The organism is Priestia sp. FSL W8-0001, from assembly GCF_038050335.1.
GTDB lineage: Bacteria > Bacillota > Bacilli > Bacillales > Bacillaceae_H > Priestia > Priestia flexa.
This window is the reverse complement of sequence record NZ_JBBPAL010000001.1, coordinates 1,273,125-1,289,600: the sequence shown is the minus strand read 5'-3', so window position 1 is coordinate 1,289,600 and position 16,476 is coordinate 1,273,125. Positions and strand designations below refer to the sequence as shown.

General features: G+C 39.8%; 16 protein-coding genes and 2 riboswitches. Of the genes, 4 read left to right on the top strand and 12 right to left on the bottom strand.

What is annotated here, in order from left to right; translation table 11 throughout:
- Positions 1 to 139: 139 nt before the first annotated feature.
- The 9 genes from MKZ18_RS06825 to MKZ18_RS06785 form a co-directional block, all read right to left on the bottom strand.
- Positions 140 to 1,471: a CoA-disulfide reductase gene (locus tag MKZ18_RS06825; protein ID WP_144594043.1), complete on the bottom strand. Its 1,332-nt coding sequence runs from the start codon at positions 1,469 to 1,471 to the stop codon at positions 140 to 142.
- Between the two features lie 102 nt (positions 1,472 to 1,573).
- Complete coding sequence (locus MKZ18_RS06820) at positions 1,574 to 2,593, bottom strand: ABC transporter permease (RefSeq protein ID WP_025908400.1); 1,020 nt, start codon at positions 2,591 to 2,593, stop codon at positions 1,574 to 1,576.
- Positions 2,590 to 4,095 (bottom strand): sugar ABC transporter ATP-binding protein, encoded by a 1,506-nt coding sequence (locus MKZ18_RS06815; RefSeq protein WP_340842658.1) that lies wholly within the window; start codon positions 4,093 to 4,095, stop codon positions 2,590 to 2,592. The genes MKZ18_RS06820 and MKZ18_RS06815 overlap by 4 nt, the downstream gene beginning before the upstream one ends.
- 12 nt (positions 4,096 to 4,107) lie before the next feature.
- Positions 4,108 to 5,178: a sugar ABC transporter substrate-binding protein gene (locus tag MKZ18_RS06810; protein ID WP_341344518.1), complete on the bottom strand. Its 1,071-nt coding sequence runs from the start codon at positions 5,176 to 5,178 to the stop codon at positions 4,108 to 4,110.
- Positions 5,179 to 5,364: 186 nt separating this feature from the next.
- Positions 5,365 to 5,880 (bottom strand): 1,2-dihydroxy-3-keto-5-methylthiopentene dioxygenase, encoded by a 516-nt coding sequence (locus MKZ18_RS06805; protein WP_061785076.1) that lies wholly within the window; start codon positions 5,878 to 5,880, stop codon positions 5,365 to 5,367.
- Between the two features lie 13 nt (positions 5,881 to 5,893).
- On the bottom strand, positions 5,894 to 6,532 hold the full coding sequence (locus tag MKZ18_RS06800) for a methylthioribulose 1-phosphate dehydratase (RefSeq protein WP_061785077.1): 639 nt from the start codon (positions 6,530 to 6,532) through the stop codon (positions 5,894 to 5,896).
- Positions 6,529 to 7,188 carry a 2-hydroxy-3-keto-5-methylthiopentenyl-1-phosphate phosphatase gene (locus tag MKZ18_RS06795; protein WP_340842660.1) on the bottom strand — a complete coding sequence of 220 codons (660 nt, stop codon included), beginning with the start codon at positions 7,186 to 7,188 and terminating at the stop codon, positions 6,529 to 6,531. Before MKZ18_RS06795 ends, MKZ18_RS06800 begins: the two co-directional genes overlap by 4 nt.
- Positions 7,188 to 8,426 (bottom strand): 2,3-diketo-5-methylthiopentyl-1-phosphate enolase, encoded by a 1,239-nt coding sequence (mtnW, locus tag MKZ18_RS06790; protein ID WP_025908394.1) that lies wholly within the window; start codon positions 8,424 to 8,426, stop codon positions 7,188 to 7,190. Before mtnW ends, MKZ18_RS06795 begins: the two co-directional genes overlap by 1 nt.
- 88 nt (positions 8,427 to 8,514) lie before the next feature.
- Positions 8,515 to 8,622: riboswitch (SAM riboswitch) on the bottom strand.
- Positions 8,623 to 8,718: 96 nt separating this feature from the next.
- Positions 8,719 to 9,915, bottom strand: coding sequence for a pyridoxal phosphate-dependent aminotransferase (locus MKZ18_RS06785; protein WP_341344517.1), 1,197 nt, complete (start codon positions 9,913 to 9,915; stop codon positions 8,719 to 8,721).
- A 107-nt stretch (positions 9,916 to 10,022) separates the two neighbouring features.
- On the opposite strand from MKZ18_RS06785, the gene MKZ18_RS06780 reads away from it, so the two are divergent.
- The 4 genes from MKZ18_RS06780 to MKZ18_RS06765 all read left to right on the top strand — a co-directional run bounded on the left by MKZ18_RS06780 (position 10,023) and on the right by MKZ18_RS06765 (position 13,725).
- Positions 10,023 to 10,805, top strand: coding sequence for a carbon-nitrogen family hydrolase (locus MKZ18_RS06780; RefSeq protein ID WP_061785079.1), 783 nt, complete (start codon positions 10,023 to 10,025; stop codon positions 10,803 to 10,805).
- A 92-nt stretch (positions 10,806 to 10,897) separates the two neighbouring features.
- Positions 10,898 to 11,065, top strand: a riboswitch (SAM riboswitch).
- A gap of 96 nt (positions 11,066 to 11,161) precedes the next feature.
- Positions 11,162 to 12,334, top strand: a complete 1,173-nt coding sequence (gene mtnK / locus MKZ18_RS06775; RefSeq protein WP_025908391.1) for an S-methyl-5-thioribose kinase — start codon at positions 11,162 to 11,164, stop codon at positions 12,332 to 12,334.
- A 12-nt stretch (positions 12,335 to 12,346) separates the two neighbouring features.
- Positions 12,347 to 13,393, top strand: a complete 1,047-nt coding sequence (gene mtnA, locus MKZ18_RS06770; RefSeq protein WP_061785080.1) for an S-methyl-5-thioribose-1-phosphate isomerase — start codon at positions 12,347 to 12,349, stop codon at positions 13,391 to 13,393.
- Between the two features lie 140 nt (positions 13,394 to 13,533).
- Positions 13,534 to 13,725, top strand: a complete 192-nt coding sequence (locus tag MKZ18_RS06765; RefSeq protein ID WP_035320185.1) for a hypothetical protein — start codon at positions 13,534 to 13,536, stop codon at positions 13,723 to 13,725.
- Between the two features lie 5 nt (positions 13,726 to 13,730).
- Here the strand turns inward: MKZ18_RS06765 and MKZ18_RS06760 are convergent, their stop codons facing one another.
- The 3 genes from MKZ18_RS06760 to MKZ18_RS06750 are packed head-to-tail and all read right to left on the bottom strand — an operon-like array spanning position 13,731 to position 16,420.
- Complete coding sequence (locus MKZ18_RS06760; protein ID WP_061785081.1) at positions 13,731 to 14,243, bottom strand: methylated-DNA--[protein]-cysteine S-methyltransferase; 513 nt, start codon at positions 14,241 to 14,243, stop codon at positions 13,731 to 13,733.
- Between the two features lie 13 nt (positions 14,244 to 14,256).
- On the bottom strand, positions 14,257 to 15,408 hold the full coding sequence (locus MKZ18_RS06755) for a PAS domain-containing sensor histidine kinase (RefSeq protein WP_341344516.1): 1,152 nt from the start codon (positions 15,406 to 15,408) through the stop codon (positions 14,257 to 14,259).
- Between the two features lie 34 nt (positions 15,409 to 15,442).
- Positions 15,443 to 16,420, bottom strand: coding sequence for a PAS domain S-box protein (locus MKZ18_RS06750; protein WP_341344515.1), 978 nt, complete (start codon positions 16,418 to 16,420; stop codon positions 15,443 to 15,445).
- Between the last annotated feature and the right edge of the window lie 56 nt (positions 16,421 to 16,476).

The window sequence follows — 16,476 nt, the reverse complement described above, 5'->3', positions numbered from 1 at the left end:
GTTGATTTCTCAACCTTTAAATTTTAGAAAAAAAAATTCCTCTTCGACAAAACATGCAAATATGACAACGCATCTACAAATTCTGCAACGTCTCCTTTAGACGATAAAACCGACGTGATAAATTCACGTCGGCCTCTGATTATGTCGCTTTTTGAGAAGCAATTTGAACCGCATCCCAAACGGTAGCAAAAGGCGGAGCATAGCTAAGATCTAGCATGGTTAATTGCTCGGTTGTTAGCCGTGCCGTAATGGCTGTTGCAAACACATCAATCCGCTTGGCTGCTTCTGACTTACCCATAATTTGTGCTCCTAATATAATATGTGTATCTTTTTCATAGATAAGTTTAACCAACATTTTTGTTGCATCTGGATAATACGGCGTATGATTATAAGCGTCTACCGTAACCGCTTTATATTGAAGGTTTTCTGCTTTTGCCTCTTTTTCAGTAATTCCAGTTTTAGCAATTTCTAAATCCATAACTTTTAGGATGCTGGTACCAATGACACCTGGAAAATGTTTATCTTCTCCTCCTAGGTTTGCGCCTAAAATTCTTCCTTGCTTATTAGCAATTGTACCAAGTGAAAAATGAACTGGCTTTTTCAACACAAGATGGTAGCTGCTTGCACAATCACCTGCTGCATAAAGGTGCGGAACGTTGGTTTCCATTTTGTCATTAATGAGGATCGCACCGTTTTCGAGCATTCGAATGCCGTTTCTCTCTAAAAAAGATGTATTTGGCTTCACTCCCACATTTACAATAACAAGGTCTGCTTCATGCGTATTTTTATTGGTGCGAACCGCAGTTATTTTTTTACGTTCTGCAATTAACTCTTCCACTTCTTCATTGACATGAAAAGCAATATCATTTTTCAGCTCGCCCTGTATTCGTGTAGCAATTTCTTCGTCAAACATGGATAGTATATGATTCCCGCGCTCAATAACAGACACTTGCTTTCCTAATAGATGCATGGTCTCTACTAATTCCATTCCAATATATCCACCGCCGATAATCACAACTTTTTGTACATTTTCTTCTTTTAAATAACGATGGATGTTCGTACTATCTTCTAACGTCTTTAATGAAAAAACATTTTGAGCATCAATCATAAAGGGTGGCTTTACAGCTGAAGCTCCCGTTGCGATAATAAGCTCATCGTACGACACTTCTTGTGACTCATTTGTTTGATGATTATGTACAACAACATATTTCTTTATGTGATTCACTTCTTTTACTTCATGTTGAAGATGAACCATGATATCACGCTCTTTAAACTCATCAACTGTTCGAGCGATAAGACTTTCTTGCTCTTTCACAACACCTGATAAATAATACGGCATACCGCATGCACTATATGAAACATCTCGGCCTTTCTCAAATACAATAATTTCGGCTTCTTGATCTAAGCGACGCAGCTGAGATGCTGCACTCATACCACCCGCAACGCCTCCAATTACAATAATTCGCTTCATTTTATAGCCTCCTTTTTATTTGCATATTTCCCTTACTTTGCCCGATTTCAAACAAAAAAATTGCACGAAGATGACAAAGTCACCTCGTGCAATCTACCGTAATCATTTCTTTGAACGATAGTATGTAAGAGCTAAAGCCGCTGCAAGAACCGTTCCTTTAATAATATCTTGTGTATAATACGGAACATTTAACATCGTTAAACCATTTAAGAGAACGCCAATTAAAATAGACCCTAGCAGCGTGCCAATAATATTCGGTTTACCTGCTCCAAATACAGAGAAGCCGATATAGGCTGCGGCAACGGCATCCATTAGAAAAGGAGCTCCTGCATTCACTTCTCCTACCCCAATTCGCGCTGCTAACACAACTCCTCCAATCCCCGCTAGTAAGCTAGATAACACATAGGCATACATGCGGTAGCGGTTGACTGGAATTCCTGAAAGCCTCGCTGCTTCCATATTTCCACCCGTTACATAAAAGAATCGTCCGTATTTTGTATACGTGAAGAAAATATGTACAACGAGGACAGCAAGGAGCATAATAATTACTGGCACCGGAACTCCCAAAACATGTCCTTGTCCTAAGGCTAAAAAAGAAGGAATAAAGATTCCAGGTGCACGCTCTCCACTTTCTAAAGGCATATTCGTATAAATAGCCGATCCTTTCGTATAGGTTAACAAGATTCCCTGCACAATAAACATCATTGATAGCGTGGCTAAAATATCAGGAATTTTAACTTTCACGACAAAAAATGCATTCACAAGCCCTACAAGAAGTGAAGCTAAAATAGGAATCAACAATGCCACTAGCAGCTCTTGACGGTGCAACACAAGCATCGATGCTGATAGAATGGTTGCTAACCCAGCCGTCGAGCCAACTGATAAATCAAGACCATTTACAGTCAGTGAAATTGTCACACCTAATGCGATAAGCGTTACAATTGAAATCGAACGTAAAATATCGCTGATGTTTCCTGGAGTTAAAAAATTGGGTGAAGCAATTGAAAAAAAGATGGTGACTAATAAAATGGCTACTACCGTACCGTATTTTGTGACAAACTCCATCAGCTGTCCTGTTTGTTTCTTTGCTTTTACTTGTTCATTCACTAACTCTGCACTCATACCGTTCCTCCAGACGCGTAATAAAATAGCTGTTCATACGTTGCTTCTGCTTTCGATAGTTCTTTTACAATTTTCCCGTTATACATAACGTAAATTCGATCAGCCATGTTGACCAGTTCATCAAATTCACAAGTTGCATATAAAATGCCTTTTTGCTGTTTAGTTAGCTCATTCATTATTGAGAAAATCTCCTGTTTGGAGCCGATATCAATTCCTTTTGTTGGCTCATCAAATATATATACATCGGTCTCTTTTAAGAGCCATTTACCAATAGCTACTTTTTGCTGATTCCCACCGCTTAGCGTTTTTACTTTTTGCTCAACAGACGAGGCTTTTACACCAACATTCGCAGTAACACTCTGAGATGCTTCTTTTTGTTTTCGCTTTTGTACAAAAGACCATTTCGTAAAATCTTTTAAGCTTGGAAGTGACAAATTAAGTACAATCGATTCGTCTACTAAAATGCCTTCTTTTCGTCTTTCTTCTGGTATGAGAGAAAGCTTATTTTTAATATAGTAACGAGGAGAGCGATTTACTAAAAGCGGATGATTGCGCATTGATAGCTGACCCGCTGTTTTGTTCTCCAGACCAAATAAGCTTCGACATAGCTCTGTTTTCCCTGCACCGACAAGTCCCGCAATGCCAACAACTTCACCTTCTTTAACATGAAAGGTAATATCTTGTAGTACGTTTGGCAAAGACAACTTTTCCACACGAAGCAGTTCAGCTCCCACCGCTACCTCTTCACGTACCGACTCCTGCGCTACTTGCTTCCCTAGCATAAATGTAATCATTTCTTGCATTGTAGATTGCACAATTGCTTTTGTCACAACATGCTTTCCATCTTTTAAAACGGTGTAAACGTCGCATAGGTCGCTAACTTCTTGAAGGCGATGAGAAATATAAATAATACCCATGCCTTTTTTCTTTAAGTTCGTCACAACTTCAAACAAACGCTTTGTCTCATGTTGACTTAGCGGTGCTGTTGGTTCATCCAAAATAATATATTCCGCATCTTGTAAGATCGCACGAGCGAGTAATACCTGCTGCTTTTCTGCTAACGTTAATTCCGATACATTCTTTTTAACGTTTAACGTTGAACCCAGCATAGCAAGCGCCTTTTTCGCTTCAGTATCATGTTGCTTCCACTTAACAATTGCAGGGCTACCTTTACTTGTTTGGCGGTCCAGCACAATATTCTCTGCCACCGTTAGTGATGGTACAAGCGCGACATCGACTTCTTGATGAACAATTGCAATACCTAAGTTTTTTGCGTCTTTTGGAGAACCAAGCGTAACAGAATGACCATTTTTGTAAATGGTCCCAGTATATTCTGAGTATGCTCCAGATAATATTTTCATCAGCGTACTTTTCCCTGCACCGTTTGCTCCCAGTAAAGCATGGATTTCGCCTTTTTTCACGGTAAAGCTCACATCTTGAAGCGCTTGAAATGATTCAAATGACTTTGCGATATGCTTCATTTCTAATTGTTCGATCGTCATCTGCCTTCTCCTCTACTCTTTTTGATTCCAAGCTTCTACAAACTCACCCACTTGGTCCATATTAATAGGCGCATCAGGTAAATCATCCTGAGTGATGAGCGTTGGGTTAAACGAGTAATATCTCGGTATGTCTTGTCCAGCAATTCTTTGCAGAACAAATTCCACTTGCTTTTCACCAATTGCTGCTGGATTTACCGCTGCTGATGCTTTCCATGGGCTATTTTCTTCTTGCATCATCTGCAGATCTTCATCCGATAAATCGACGCCGTAAACTTTAATTTCATCTCGGCCAGCTTCTTTAATTGCACGCGTAGCTCCTTTGGCGAATTCGTCCCAAGGTGCCCATACGGCTGTAATGTCGCCTTTGTTTGGATATTTTTTCAAGATAGCCGCCATTTTTGTTTGAGTATCTAGCGATGTATTAGATGTAGCGTTTCCAAATCGCGCTACTTCTTCTACGTCCGGATAACGTTCTAGCATTGCTTCATAAATGGTGTTTCGCTTTTCCATTGGCGCAAAACCACCAACAAAAATGTACACAATCTTTCCTTCGCCATTAATATCCTGCATCATTTGCTTTAAGCCTTGCAGCGCCAACATATAGTCATCTTGATCAATCGTTGTTACGCCGTCTACATCTAGCTCAACATCAAATGCAACAACGGGTATACCTTTTGCAACGGCACGCTTCACGCCAGGTTCCAACGTTTCAGAACGACCGTGCTTAATGATAATACCATCCACATTTTGATTAATTGCCGTATCTAAATACGCTGCCATTTTTGACTGATCGTTGTTGGCATCTGACACGGTAAGCTGAATACCTTGTTCTTTGGCAGCTGCTGTTGCACCGCTAATATACTGGGCTGCGTGCGTTCCCGTCGTAAACTCGGCAATAAGAGCGACTTTCGTATCTTTACTAACGTTTTTTGCTGTGAAATTCGCCTCTGTCTTTTGTTCTTCTTTGACTTGTGGCTTACTTGCCGCGTTTATATCCGGCTGTTCGTTTGCACATCCAACCGTAACGAACAGGACAAATAGCAATAAAATAAATGGGCTGCACCATTTTTTTACATTTTCCATCTTCTTCCTCCATCTATTACTATTCTCATAAAAATAGTAAGAATTATTCCTAGCGCAATGAAGAGCAAGCGCCGACTTAAAGCTTTTATTGCTTAAGAAAATGCCGCTTCATCAAGAAGAGAAGCGGCATTTTCTTGCGTTAACCACGCATACATCCTGCTATTTTTCCTTGTCTACAATCTCAATTTATTCGTAGATTGGCACCCAGCCTTCTGTTGTAACAAAAATACGAACGGCTACTACTTTGCGATCTTCCATTAGTGTAAAATAATGACGCACATTTTCTGGAACAGAAATTAAGTCACCTGGCTCTAACTCGACATCAAAGAATGAACCATCTTTTCCTTGAATGACGAAAATACCATGTCCACTGACGATAAAACGAACTTCGTCGTCCGTATGGTGATGCTCACGCTGAAAGTTTTTTAATAACTCTTCTAAGTTAGGCGTTGTATCTGATAACGAAATCACATCTTGTGCTTGATAACCTCGTCGCTCAGAAATATCCCTAATCTCTGTATCAAATGAAGCTAAGATTTCTTCTTTTTCTTCGTCTGTTAAATTAAATTTTTCACGCAGATTTTCAGGTAGCTTTGTAATATCCCAATTTTCATAAATGACTTCATTATTAGCTAAAAAGCTTGCTACCTCTTCTTGATTTTCAATGCGTACATCTGTTGCATGTAAACGAATGTTTGCCATATGTAACTCCCCCTTAAGTAAGTGTTGATTGATTATATTTCTTTAGTGAAAGAATTTTCACGTGATAACTAAATAAAAACTCGTATGCTTCTAGCGCTTTTTTCGCTTCAAATGCATTTTCCCCCCATACGGTAATACCGTGGTTACGAATTAAAACAGCCCCTTGATCCGCCGTTACATATTCAGCAAAGACTTCAGCTAACGTCGGAATGTCCGCATAATTCGGAATAATCGGAACGGTAACCTCTGCATCTTCTTCCCAAATACCGAGTGCTTTAATAATCTCTTGCCCCTTAAACGTTACCTTTCCTTCGTCACCATATAGTTCAGAAATGACGTTGTTATCAATTGTATGTACATGCAGGCTGCACCCAGCGTTTGTATGACTATAAACCTTAACATGTAAAAGCGTCTCAGCGGAAGGTTTCAAGTGTGTTTCTTCTGCTGCTTTCCCATGGCTATCTACAAGTAAGAAATCTTCACTTGTACGCTTTCGCTTATCTTTTCCACTAGCTGATACGAAGAAGGTTGTTGGCTCTTCACTTACTTTAATCGATAAGTTACCACTCGTTCCAAAAAACCAATCTCGCTGTGCAAGTTCTTCTTTTACATCCGCAATCTCTTGTAAACGCTGCTGTGCTAAAATACTCATACTTCCACCTCCGATAATTCGTTAATATGTTCAATGACATCATGGAATGTTTCAAACGGCCGATGCGGTAAATGTAACTCTTTGCATTTCTGAAGCAAGAAATCACGTGCCAATACGCAATCAGCCATTTTTGCTGCCTGCAAATCCGTAATGGAATCTCCAATTACGATGATAAAATCTTTGTCATCTACCAGATTTCGCATAATTGACGGCTTACAGCAGCCGCAGCCATTTTCACAGTGGCTATCGCATGTATGAGGCCACGTAATTTTAATCGTTTGCCCTAAAAAATCTGAGCCGTTGCAGTAAAGGTTCTTTTTATCTATTTTGCCGTCTAACATTGGCTCAACAAAAAAGTCAATTCCTCCACTGACAATATATAGCGGAATATCCTTTTCTTTTGTGTAATGCACAAACTGCTCGAATCCTGTTCGAATCTCCGAAGTTGATAAAATAAATGATACAATCTCTTCCTTTAAAGAGATTGGCAGTAAAGAGAACATTTTGCCAACGCCTTCTTGAATCGATACGCGCTCTGCCAACACATCATCTTTGATAGCTTTCCACTCACTTGGAGCAAACTTTTTCATAATAGCAATGATGTTATCGCTGTTTGTAATCGTACCGTCAAAGTCACAGAAAATCTTCACGTTCATCACCCCTTCACCTTCACTGCTCCCCATAGCTCAAGTGCTTTTTGTAGCGCTTCGTCATTTGTATCTTCTAAAGGCTGTCCAGCAAGCGTAGCATCAACTGCTGCACGGAATGCTTTTCCTCCACCGACTGCTCCATCTGGGTGACCGTGTACGCCTCCGCCTGCGTTAATAATGCTATCCACACCGAAATCGGAAATAAGCTGCGGAACCATGCCTGGGTGGATACCTGCTGATGGAACCGGGAACGTTTGCTTATAGGTATGTAGCGGTCTTGTTACCTCGTACGTAATTCCAGCTGTATCTTCAAGCGGCATCGCGACGCTGCCGTACGGTGATGGGAATAGTGAAAAATCTGCTCCAACAAGACGAAGTAATTTTCCTAGTAAAAGAGAATTTGAGAATCCATGAAATTCAGATGGTGTTAACGCACCGCTTACTGCTGGGTGAGCCATGATTGGTAAGTTAATATCATCATCTTCACGAAGAGCTTGTAGCACATCTAGTCCATATGCAAACACGTTAAACAATAGAGCATCGGCTCCGAGCTCTGCTGCTTTTCTAGCTTTCTCTTTTAAATCAAATGTACGCCCCGTTAAATTTACGGCATATAGCGTACGATGACCCATTTCTTTATATACTTCATCAAGAACTTTTTTCCCTTCTGTAATACGCTTTTCGAACGGTGTCAGTTCGTTGTCAAATAGGATTTCGTCATCCTTTACAAGATCGACACCTCCAAGTGCTTGTGCCCGAAGCTGCTCCGTTAAATAATCCATATCACGCCCAATTACACCTTTAAAAATACTCATTACTAGAGGACGATCGTACACTTTTAGTTTCTCACGAATCCCTTCAATTCCAAAGCGTGGGCCAGGAAAAGCGGCTAATGCTTCTTGTGAAAACTCTAAATCTAATAATTTTACTTTTCCGTCTAATGATAGTTTTCCGAAAACAGTAACTAAAATAGCAGGTAAATCATTTGTATAATTAGAAAGCGGATAACCAATTTTCACAATCGCTTGCTTTGTCGTTTGCTCTAAATAATTGTTGACGCGATCGCAGTCTTCAAGTGGCGTAATGTCAACTACGCGCCCTTTGTGCTTTCTAAGTTGCTCCTGCTCAAGCTGAGGTAGATTTGTCCAAGAACCTACCGTTAAGCCTAGAGCAATGCCTTCTGCTTTTTTTTCAAAGTTTCCTTTTTCATCATGTAATAAATAACTTGCAACGATTTCACTCATTTGCTTCAAACTCCCTTGCTGTAAATTTCCCATCGTTACGAAATAAAAAAGCCTCTTCTTGTGAGAAAGAAGAGGCTTTTTTGCTCTCTTCTTATCTCTCAGCTACTGCTGCAAGATTTAGCACCGTGCTTAACAAAACGTTAAGTCGGTTGCCGGGCTTCACAGGGCTAGTCCCTCCACCTACTCTTAATAAGAAAATTGCTATTTATATTGTATAATCGATTTTCACGCTAATCGTATTCATCAAAAATATGTGTTTATGAATCAACAACTTCTTACATATTAAGCCAACTCAAAAAGAATTGTCAACGTATTTTTTGAATAAATTTAATTTAGCAATTCGATCAACCACTTCTTTCAGTCGATCTTCATCGGTTAATAAACCTACGCGCACATAGCCTTCTCCGTATTCACCAAACCCAATTCCAGGAGCAACAACGACGTGTGCTTTTTCAAGTAACAAATCAGAGAATTCTTCTGATGTATAGCTTTTTGGAACCGGCAACCACGCAAAAAACGACCCTGGTGGGGCTTCAACGTCCCATCCGATTTCACGCAGTCCATGAATGAGAACCTGGCGACGAGATTCATAGCGTTCGACTAGTTCATCTACGCAGTTCTGTGACTCTAGTAAAGCAACCGCGGCTGCTTGCTGTATTCCGCTAAATACACTTACAAATAAGTGATCTTGTAAAAGATTAATCGCTTCAATAACGCTTTCGTTTCCAACAGCAAAACCGATGCGCCACCCCGCCATATTATACGTTTTGGATAGCGTATAAATTTCAATGCCCACTTCTTTGGCACCTGGAGTTTGCAGAAAACTAATGGGCTTTTGACCGTCAAACCCAATTGCGCCGTACGCAAAGTCATGTACAATGCACGTATCGTACTGGCGAGCAAATTCAACCGTTTTTTCGAAAAATGATGCCGTAGCTACTGCACCGGTCGGATTATTTGGGTAGTTTAAAAACATGAGCTTAGCTTTTTGCTTCACTTCTTCGCTTATTTCCTCGTAAACTGGTAAAAAATCATTCTCTTTTTTCAAGGGCATAGCTTCCATTTTCGCTCGTGCTAGCTCCACGCCTGACCAATAGTCTGGGTAACCTGGGTCGGGCACTAAAACTGTATCTCCAGGGTTAAGTAAACACTGAGGAATTTCTACTAACCCAGCTTTGCCTCCAAACAAAATAGCGACTTCTTTTTCGGGATTTAGCAGGACACCGTATTCTCTTTCGTAAAACGCTGCTGCCGCTTTTTTCAAAAAAGCTTGTCCGCGAAACGGTGAGTACTTGTGGTAGTTTGGATTTTCACTCGCGTCTTGAAGTGCCTTGACAATATGAGGGGGCGTTGGCTGATCTGGGTTTCCTTGCCCTAAATTAATCACATCATGCCCTTCTTTTATTACTTTTGCAACTTTGCTAACAAGGGATGCAAAAAATTGTTTCGGTAAACTCTTCAATAGTTCTGATTGTTCAAACTGCTTCATGTGAACACCTTCTCAAAAAATTCTTGAAATTCTAGTCACAAATAATATATTGTAATAGTCAACTTGTAAAGTCATTTTTATAAAATAAATCAGGATGGTGAAGTTTAATGAGCTTAAAAGTAGCGTGTTTACAACTTGATCTTGCATTTGGAAACCCTAAAAAAAATTACGAGCATGCTGAAAAAAAAATGAAGGAAGCACTGCTTGAATCTCCAGATATTCTTATACTGCCAGAACTTTTTGATACGGCTTATGATTTACAGAACCTCGACGCTATCGCGGACTCAGAAGGTAAGCAAGCGACTAGCTTTTTCTCTGCTTTCGCCAAAACACACAGCGTGAACATCATCGCTGGATCAGTTGCTAAGAAAACAAAAAGCGGCGTTACGAATACAATGTATGTCTTTAATCGTGAAGGCCAGGAGGTCTCGCAATATAACAAGCTACACTTATTTAAGCTGATGAATGAGCACTTATTTCTACAACCAGGTGAAACCAAAAACATCTTTACGCTTGAAAACTCATTATGCGCAGGCGTTATTTGCTATGATATTCGCTTTCCAGAATGGATTCGCGTTCATACAAGCGCAGGTGCAGAACTCCTTTTTGTGGTTGCTCAGTGGCCCAAGCCAAGACTTGCTCACTGGAAAGCACTTCTGGTAAGCAGAGCCATTGAAAACCAATGCTACGTGGTTGCCTGCAACCGCTCTGGAGACGATCCAGCTAACACATTTGCTGGTCATTCGTTAATCATTGACCCTTGGGGAGAAATTATTGCAGAAGCAGGTGAAAATGAAGAAATACTAACAGCAGACGTTGATTTATCAACCGTAAAGGCAATCCGAGAACAAATTCCGGTCTTTACAGATCGTCGCACAGAATTTTATTAAATTTCGCTGTTGACATCCAAAAATTCACATGATACGATGTTCTCCAGAAGTTACTAATAAGTCAAACAAATCAAAATTAAATAATATCTTTACTCTTATCAAGAGTTGGCTGAGGGATTTGGCCCTATGACGCCCAGCAACCGACCGTAATACCATTGTGAAATGGAGCGCAGCTTTTTAGCGCTATAAAACAATTCGTTGTTTTATGAAGGCACGGTGCTAATTCCAACAGAAAGAGAAATCTTTCTGGCAGATAAGAGGTTTGAATGACAATCAAGCCTCTTTCACTCACCGAAAGAGGCTTTTATATGATTTAAAAGCCTCCGGTATACTTATTTTTATGGAGGTAGATAACGATGACAACAACAACTTATACATATGAGCCACTAAATGAAATTACAGCGATTAGACTTGTGAAACAGCTGAAGTTATTTTCGGAAAGTGAAGCTCTTACAGCTCGTGAAATTGGTGATGGCAATTTAAACCTTGTTTTTCATATTGTGAACGACCAAACCAACAAGTCCATTATTGTAAAGCAGGCTCTTCCTTATGCGAAAGTTGTAGGAGAAAGCTGGCCTTTATCACTCAAGCGCGCAACGATTGAAAGCAATGCGCTCAAACAGTTTGGCAGCTTAACACCCGAACTCGTTCCAGACGTTTATTATCATGATGAAAACTTAGCTGTTACGGTCATGGAAGACCTGTCTCACCTAACAATTTCTCGTACAGGATTAATCCAAGGAGAAACATACCCACTTCTTTCAGAACATATCGGTAGATTTTTAGCTCATATTGCATTTGAGACGTCTGACTTTGCGATTAAGCCACAGGAGAAAAAAGAGCTGGTTGCTCAATATATTAACCCTGATTTATGCAATATTACAGAAGACTTAGTGTTTACAGATCCGTTTTTTGATTACAATACAAATGAATTTGAAGAAACGCTTCGAAGCGATGTAGAAAACTTATGGACAGATGAAGAAGCTAAGCTTGAAGTAGCTAAGCTTAAACAAAAGTTTTTAACAAGTAGCCAAACGCTTGTACACGGTGACCTGCATACGGGTAGTATTTTTGCTAGTGAGCGCGAAACAAAAGTTATTGATCCTGAGTTTGCGTTTTATGGGCCCTTTGGCTTTGACTTAGGACAGTTTGTTGCCAATCTTCTGCTTAACACCTTGTCTCGTCCTGCTCAAAAACGCAGTGTACTTTTGGATCATATCACCAAAACGTGGGATGTTTTCCAAACAACATGGAACAAACTTTGGGTTGAGTCTAAAGTGGAACCGTTCGTTAAAAATCCAAACTATTCCGACTATATCTTACAACAAACGTGGACCGATGCTGTTGGCTACGCGGGGTGCGAGTTAATTCGACGTACAATTGGATTGGCGCACGTAGTAGATATTGATTCATTGCCTGATGAAGAGCGCTTAAACGCTCAAAAAGCAGCTCTTCGTTTAGGACGTTATTTACTAACTCATCAAACAGAAATTAGTGCACATGATTTTAAGAACTTGATTGAAGAATGAAAGGAGCCCAACATGACACACACTCTTACACTCCCTCGTTCAGTTGAATGGAAGGAAACGTTTATTTCACTGCTTGACCAGCAGCTATTACCAAACACAGTTGAATATATTAAGCTACATACTTTACAAGACGTATGGGACGCTATCGTTACGCTAAAAGTACGAGGGGCACCTGCAATCGGCATTACCGCAGCGTTTGGCTTAGCGCTTTCGCTTCAAAACTACGATGTACAGACGATTGAAGAATTCAAAAAAAAGCTGCAGGCCGACAAAGAATTTTTGGCGAGTTCTCGCCCAACAGCCGTCAACTTATTTTGGGCGTTAGAACGCGTAGTAAACAGCATCAATAACGCCATTTCCATAAATGAGGCTAAAACACTTGTTATTCATGAAGCGATTCAAATTCAAGCGGAAGATGAAGCCACCTGCTACCGCATAGGTGATTATGCATTATCGCTGTTTAATAAACACGATCGTGTTATGACAATTTGTAATGCTGGCTCGATTGCCACAGCATATTATGGAACTGCTTTAGCGCCTTTTCATATTTCAAAAGAGCGTGATATTCCGCTGAAAGTATTTGCGTGCGAAACACGCCCCGTTCTCCAAGGGTCACGCTTAACGGCATGGGAGCTTCAAAAATCAGGCGTAGATGTGACACTTATCACAGATAGTATGGCTGCACATACCATTAAAACAAAAGGGATTAATGCCATTATTGTCGGAGCTGACCGTATTGCAGCTAACGGTGACACTGCTAATAAAATTGGAACATATGGGCTTGCACTTTTAGCAAAAGCATTTAATATTCCGTTTTATGTAGCAGCTCCAAAATCAACGTTTGATTTGTCGATCGCATCAGGAGCAGAAATTCCAATTGAAGAGCGCTCTGCAAAGGAAATTACGCATATCGGTGATGTACAAGTTGCTCCAGACAATATTTCTGTTTATAACCCGGCATTTGACGTTACGCCAAGTGAATTCATTACAGCCATCATCACAGAGCATGGCATTATTCACTCACCTTCTGTCGATACAATTAAACTCGTACTAAACTAAAAAAAGAGAGAATCTCAGGTTACAATGTGATTCTCTCTTTTTTGCTTTGTAACATAAATGTAACAGTAATTTATCATCTACCTACATATATTATAGTTAGTTTTATCATGTTAAGCGAAATCTGTATAGGAGGGGTAGCTATGACCAAACAAGAACATCCCGACTCAACCTGTAAAAAGCGAAAGCAGCGGGCACGAAAGGAGCAATTTCAGCTTTTAGATGTTACAAATCAAACCATTCAGCAAGATCATTCAGACGAAACGTTCACGTCTGTAGATGGTGTATTTGTACAAGGGGAAGGATGGAAGCTAGAGAACGATGATGAAGCCTAGCAGCGCTACGCTAATACAACCTTTCCGTTTGCTACTTGTATTCCTTCTAACGTTAAAAGCTTCTCTTTTAAATGAACCTGTGCTCCTGCATAGCCAGTTAAATCTTTTGATGCGCCAACAACACGATGACAAGGTAAAAAGATAGGTAGACGGTTTCTACGATTTGCTTGTCCTACGGCACGAACAGCTTTTGGCTGTCCAATCATACTTGCTAACTGTTTATAGGAAATGACTTCTCCATATGGTATGGTTTTAAGTTCTTTCCACACCTTTTGCTGAAAAGCCGTTCCTGTTATTTCTAACGGAAGATCAAAGTTTTGCCGCGTTTGAACTACATACTCATGTAGCTGCTTTGTCGCTTCTTTAATATATTCATGATTTTCGAGCAAAGTGGCCGTTCCCTTTGTTTGTAACATCAACTCATCAAAAGAAAAGAATAAACCGGAAATCCCTTTATCAGAACATGTAACATACACATGTTCATTGTCAAACAGCGGAATGCTTCCATAGTAATTCATCGTTTTCTCCTCTCTATTGTACTTGGGAAACGGGTAACGTCACATGAAATGTTGTTCCGACCCCTAACTCACTTTCTACTTCAATATATCCCTTATGTTCTTCTACTATCTTATAAGACACCATCAGTCCAAGTCCAGTTCCTTTTTCTTTTGTGGTATAAAACGGTTCTCCTAGCTTACGAATTCGCTCTGGGGGCATGCCTTCTCCTTCATCATGAATGGATACTCTCATATAGCGATTGTTAAGATGCTTGACCTCTATGGAGATTACCCCTCCACCCTTCATCGCTTCAATTGCATTTTTAATTACATTAATAAACACTTGTTTTAGCTGATGAGGCTCACAATAAACCTTTGACAATGATGGATCGAAGTCTGTTTCAAATTGAACATTTTCAAGTAAAGCTTGAGCATTCAATAAATCAATCGTCTCTTGTACGATGACGGCTAGTGATTTCTCTTCAAATTTAGTTGCTTGTGGCTTAGCTAATACTAAAAACTCTGTAATAATTGATTCAATTCGCTGCAGTTCAGACGTAATAATATCAAAATAAAGCGAATGACCTTCTTTCATGCTATCTTCAAGTAGCTGAATAAAACCTTTTAATGCGGTCATTGGATTTCTTATTTCATGCGCAATGCCAGCTGCAAGCTGCCCTACTACTTGAAGCGTATCCGATTTCCGAATTTGCTCCTCCATTTGCTTTTTCTCCGTTACATCGCGAATAATTGTCATGTATAGGCCTGGTAAAATACCTTTTTTCGTCGAAAACTCAATTTGCTTCACTTTACCGCTAGCTGTTTTATACTGAATGTCTCCTTCTCCTTCACCTTTGCTCTCAATCGTAGCCTTATGCTCAATGACTAAATCAAAGTTAGAGGATGATAAAAACATTTCCATCGTTTGGGAACAAATGTCTTCCTTCGTTTGTTCTAAAATTTCACAAGCAGGCTCATTAACATCAATGATCTGCTGCTCTCCGTCCCATAAGATTAAGCCATCTATGGAACCATCAAAGATTTTACGAAACTTTTGTTCATTATTCCGAAGTTCTTGCTCCATTTTGGTTCGCTCGCTGATATTGCGAAAAATGGTTAAATGATAGCCTTCAATAATGCCTTTTTTCCCTGTAAACTCAAGCTCTTTTTCTTCTCCGTTTGGCATATAAAAGGTAAGCTCTTCCCGAATCTCTTCCTGCTCAATAAATTGATAATAAAGCTTCCATACGTGACGATCTTTTTTTATTAATAAACGTTTGAAGATTTGTGCCGATTAGTTCTTCTAAGGGTAGTTCAAATGTCCTAGAAGAAGCTGCGTTAGCATTTACAATTACCCCGTCATGACGCCAAATTAAAATAGCTTCAATTGCATCTTCAAAAATGGCTCGAAAATTTTTCTCACTTCGCAACAATTTCTGCTCCATTCTTCTTTTTTCCGTTACGTCACGCATAATTGACATATAGTAACGACTATAAATATTTGCGGTTGTCGTGAATTCAAAAAAAGTTATGTCTCCATTTTTAAGCTTAATCGGAAGTTCTCCGCTCGCTTTTCCTTGCTGCTGAAGAAGGCGCCATAATTTTTTTAGCTTATAGTGATAAGCAGGCTCAACTAATTCTGTTAACGTTTTTGTTAATAAGTATTCTTTTGGAAAATTCAACCGGTCACAAAACGATGGATTGACATCAATCAGCTGCCCTGCTCGATCAAAAATGACAATCCCATCAACCGCTTCGTTGAATACGTCCATAAACATATGCTGACTCAAAAAGCGTTCGTTCTCCACCATTTTTTGTGCTGTAATGTCACGGAAAGTACAAATCTTACTGCCAGAGGCTTCGCTTCGTTGTTCGCACGTAAACTCTACATATTTTACGATGCCATTTTGCAAGCTCATTGTACCTTTATACGTAAACTTCTGATTTTCTACTAGCTTTGGATAATAATCATTGATGACATCATACGGAAACAACATAAGAAAGTCTTTTAATTGATATGCAATCAGTTCATCATAATGTTTGTCAAATAACTGACTGGCTGCTTCATTAACATGCTGAACGCAAAAATTCTCGTCAAATACAATAATTGCATCTGAAACTGCATTAAAAATGGCACGCAACTGCTTTATTTCTTCGTGTTGGTCTTGTTCAATCGGTAGTTGCCGATGTGGAGCCATGCCACATCCTCCTTTCTAAACTCTTTCTTCCTATCAAAAGACAAAGCTATTTCGAC

What these genes read in the sequence shown, in the direction of transcription:
- MKZ18_RS06825 (WP_144594043.1), bottom strand. Translation starts at nt 1,471, where the DNA reads ATGAAGCGAATTATTGTAATTGGAGGCGTTGCGGGTGGTATGAGTGCA.
- MKZ18_RS06820 (WP_025908400.1), bottom strand. Translation starts at nt 2,593, where the DNA reads ATGAGTGCAGAGTTAGTGAATGAACAAGTAAAAGCAAAGAAACAAACA.
- MKZ18_RS06815 (WP_340842658.1), bottom strand. Translation starts at nt 4,095, where the DNA reads ATGACGATCGAACAATTAGAAATGAAGCATATCGCAAAGTCATTTGAA.
- MKZ18_RS06810 (WP_341344518.1), bottom strand. Translation starts at nt 5,178, where the DNA reads ATGGAAAATGTAAAAAAATGGTGCAGCCCATTTATTTTATTGCTATTT.
- MKZ18_RS06805 (WP_061785076.1), bottom strand. Translation starts at nt 5,880, where the DNA reads ATGGCAAACATTCGTTTACATGCAACAGATGTACGCATTGAAAATCAA.
- MKZ18_RS06800 (WP_061785077.1), bottom strand. Translation starts at nt 6,532, where the DNA reads ATGAGTATTTTAGCACAGCAGCGTTTACAAGAGATTGCGGATGTAAAA.
- MKZ18_RS06795 (WP_340842660.1), bottom strand. Translation starts at nt 7,188, where the DNA reads ATGAACGTGAAGATTTTCTGTGACTTTGACGGTACGATTACAAACAGC.
- mtnW (WP_025908394.1), bottom strand. Translation starts at nt 8,426, where the DNA reads ATGAGTGAAATCGTTGCAAGTTATTTATTACATGATGAAAAAGGAAAC.
- MKZ18_RS06785 (WP_341344517.1), bottom strand. Translation starts at nt 9,915, where the DNA reads ATGAAGCAGTTTGAACAATCAGAACTATTGAAGAGTTTACCGAAACAA.
- MKZ18_RS06780 (WP_061785079.1), top strand. Translation starts at nt 10,023, where the DNA reads ATGAGCTTAAAAGTAGCGTGTTTACAACTTGATCTTGCATTTGGAAAC.
- mtnK (WP_025908391.1), top strand. Translation starts at nt 11,162, where the DNA reads ATGACAACAACAACTTATACATATGAGCCACTAAATGAAATTACAGCG.
- mtnA (WP_061785080.1), top strand. Translation starts at nt 12,347, where the DNA reads ATGACACACACTCTTACACTCCCTCGTTCAGTTGAATGGAAGGAAACG.
- MKZ18_RS06765 (WP_035320185.1), top strand. Translation starts at nt 13,534, where the DNA reads ATGACCAAACAAGAACATCCCGACTCAACCTGTAAAAAGCGAAAGCAG.
- MKZ18_RS06760 (WP_061785081.1), bottom strand. Translation starts at nt 14,243, where the DNA reads ATGAATTACTATGGAAGCATTCCGCTGTTTGACAATGAACATGTGTAT.
- MKZ18_RS06755 (WP_341344516.1), bottom strand. Translation starts at nt 15,408, where the DNA reads ATGCCAAACGGAGAAGAAAAAGAGCTTGAGTTTACAGGGAAAAAAGGC.
- MKZ18_RS06750 (WP_341344515.1), bottom strand. Translation starts at nt 16,420, where the DNA reads ATGGCTCCACATCGGCAACTACCGATTGAACAAGACCAACACGAAGAA.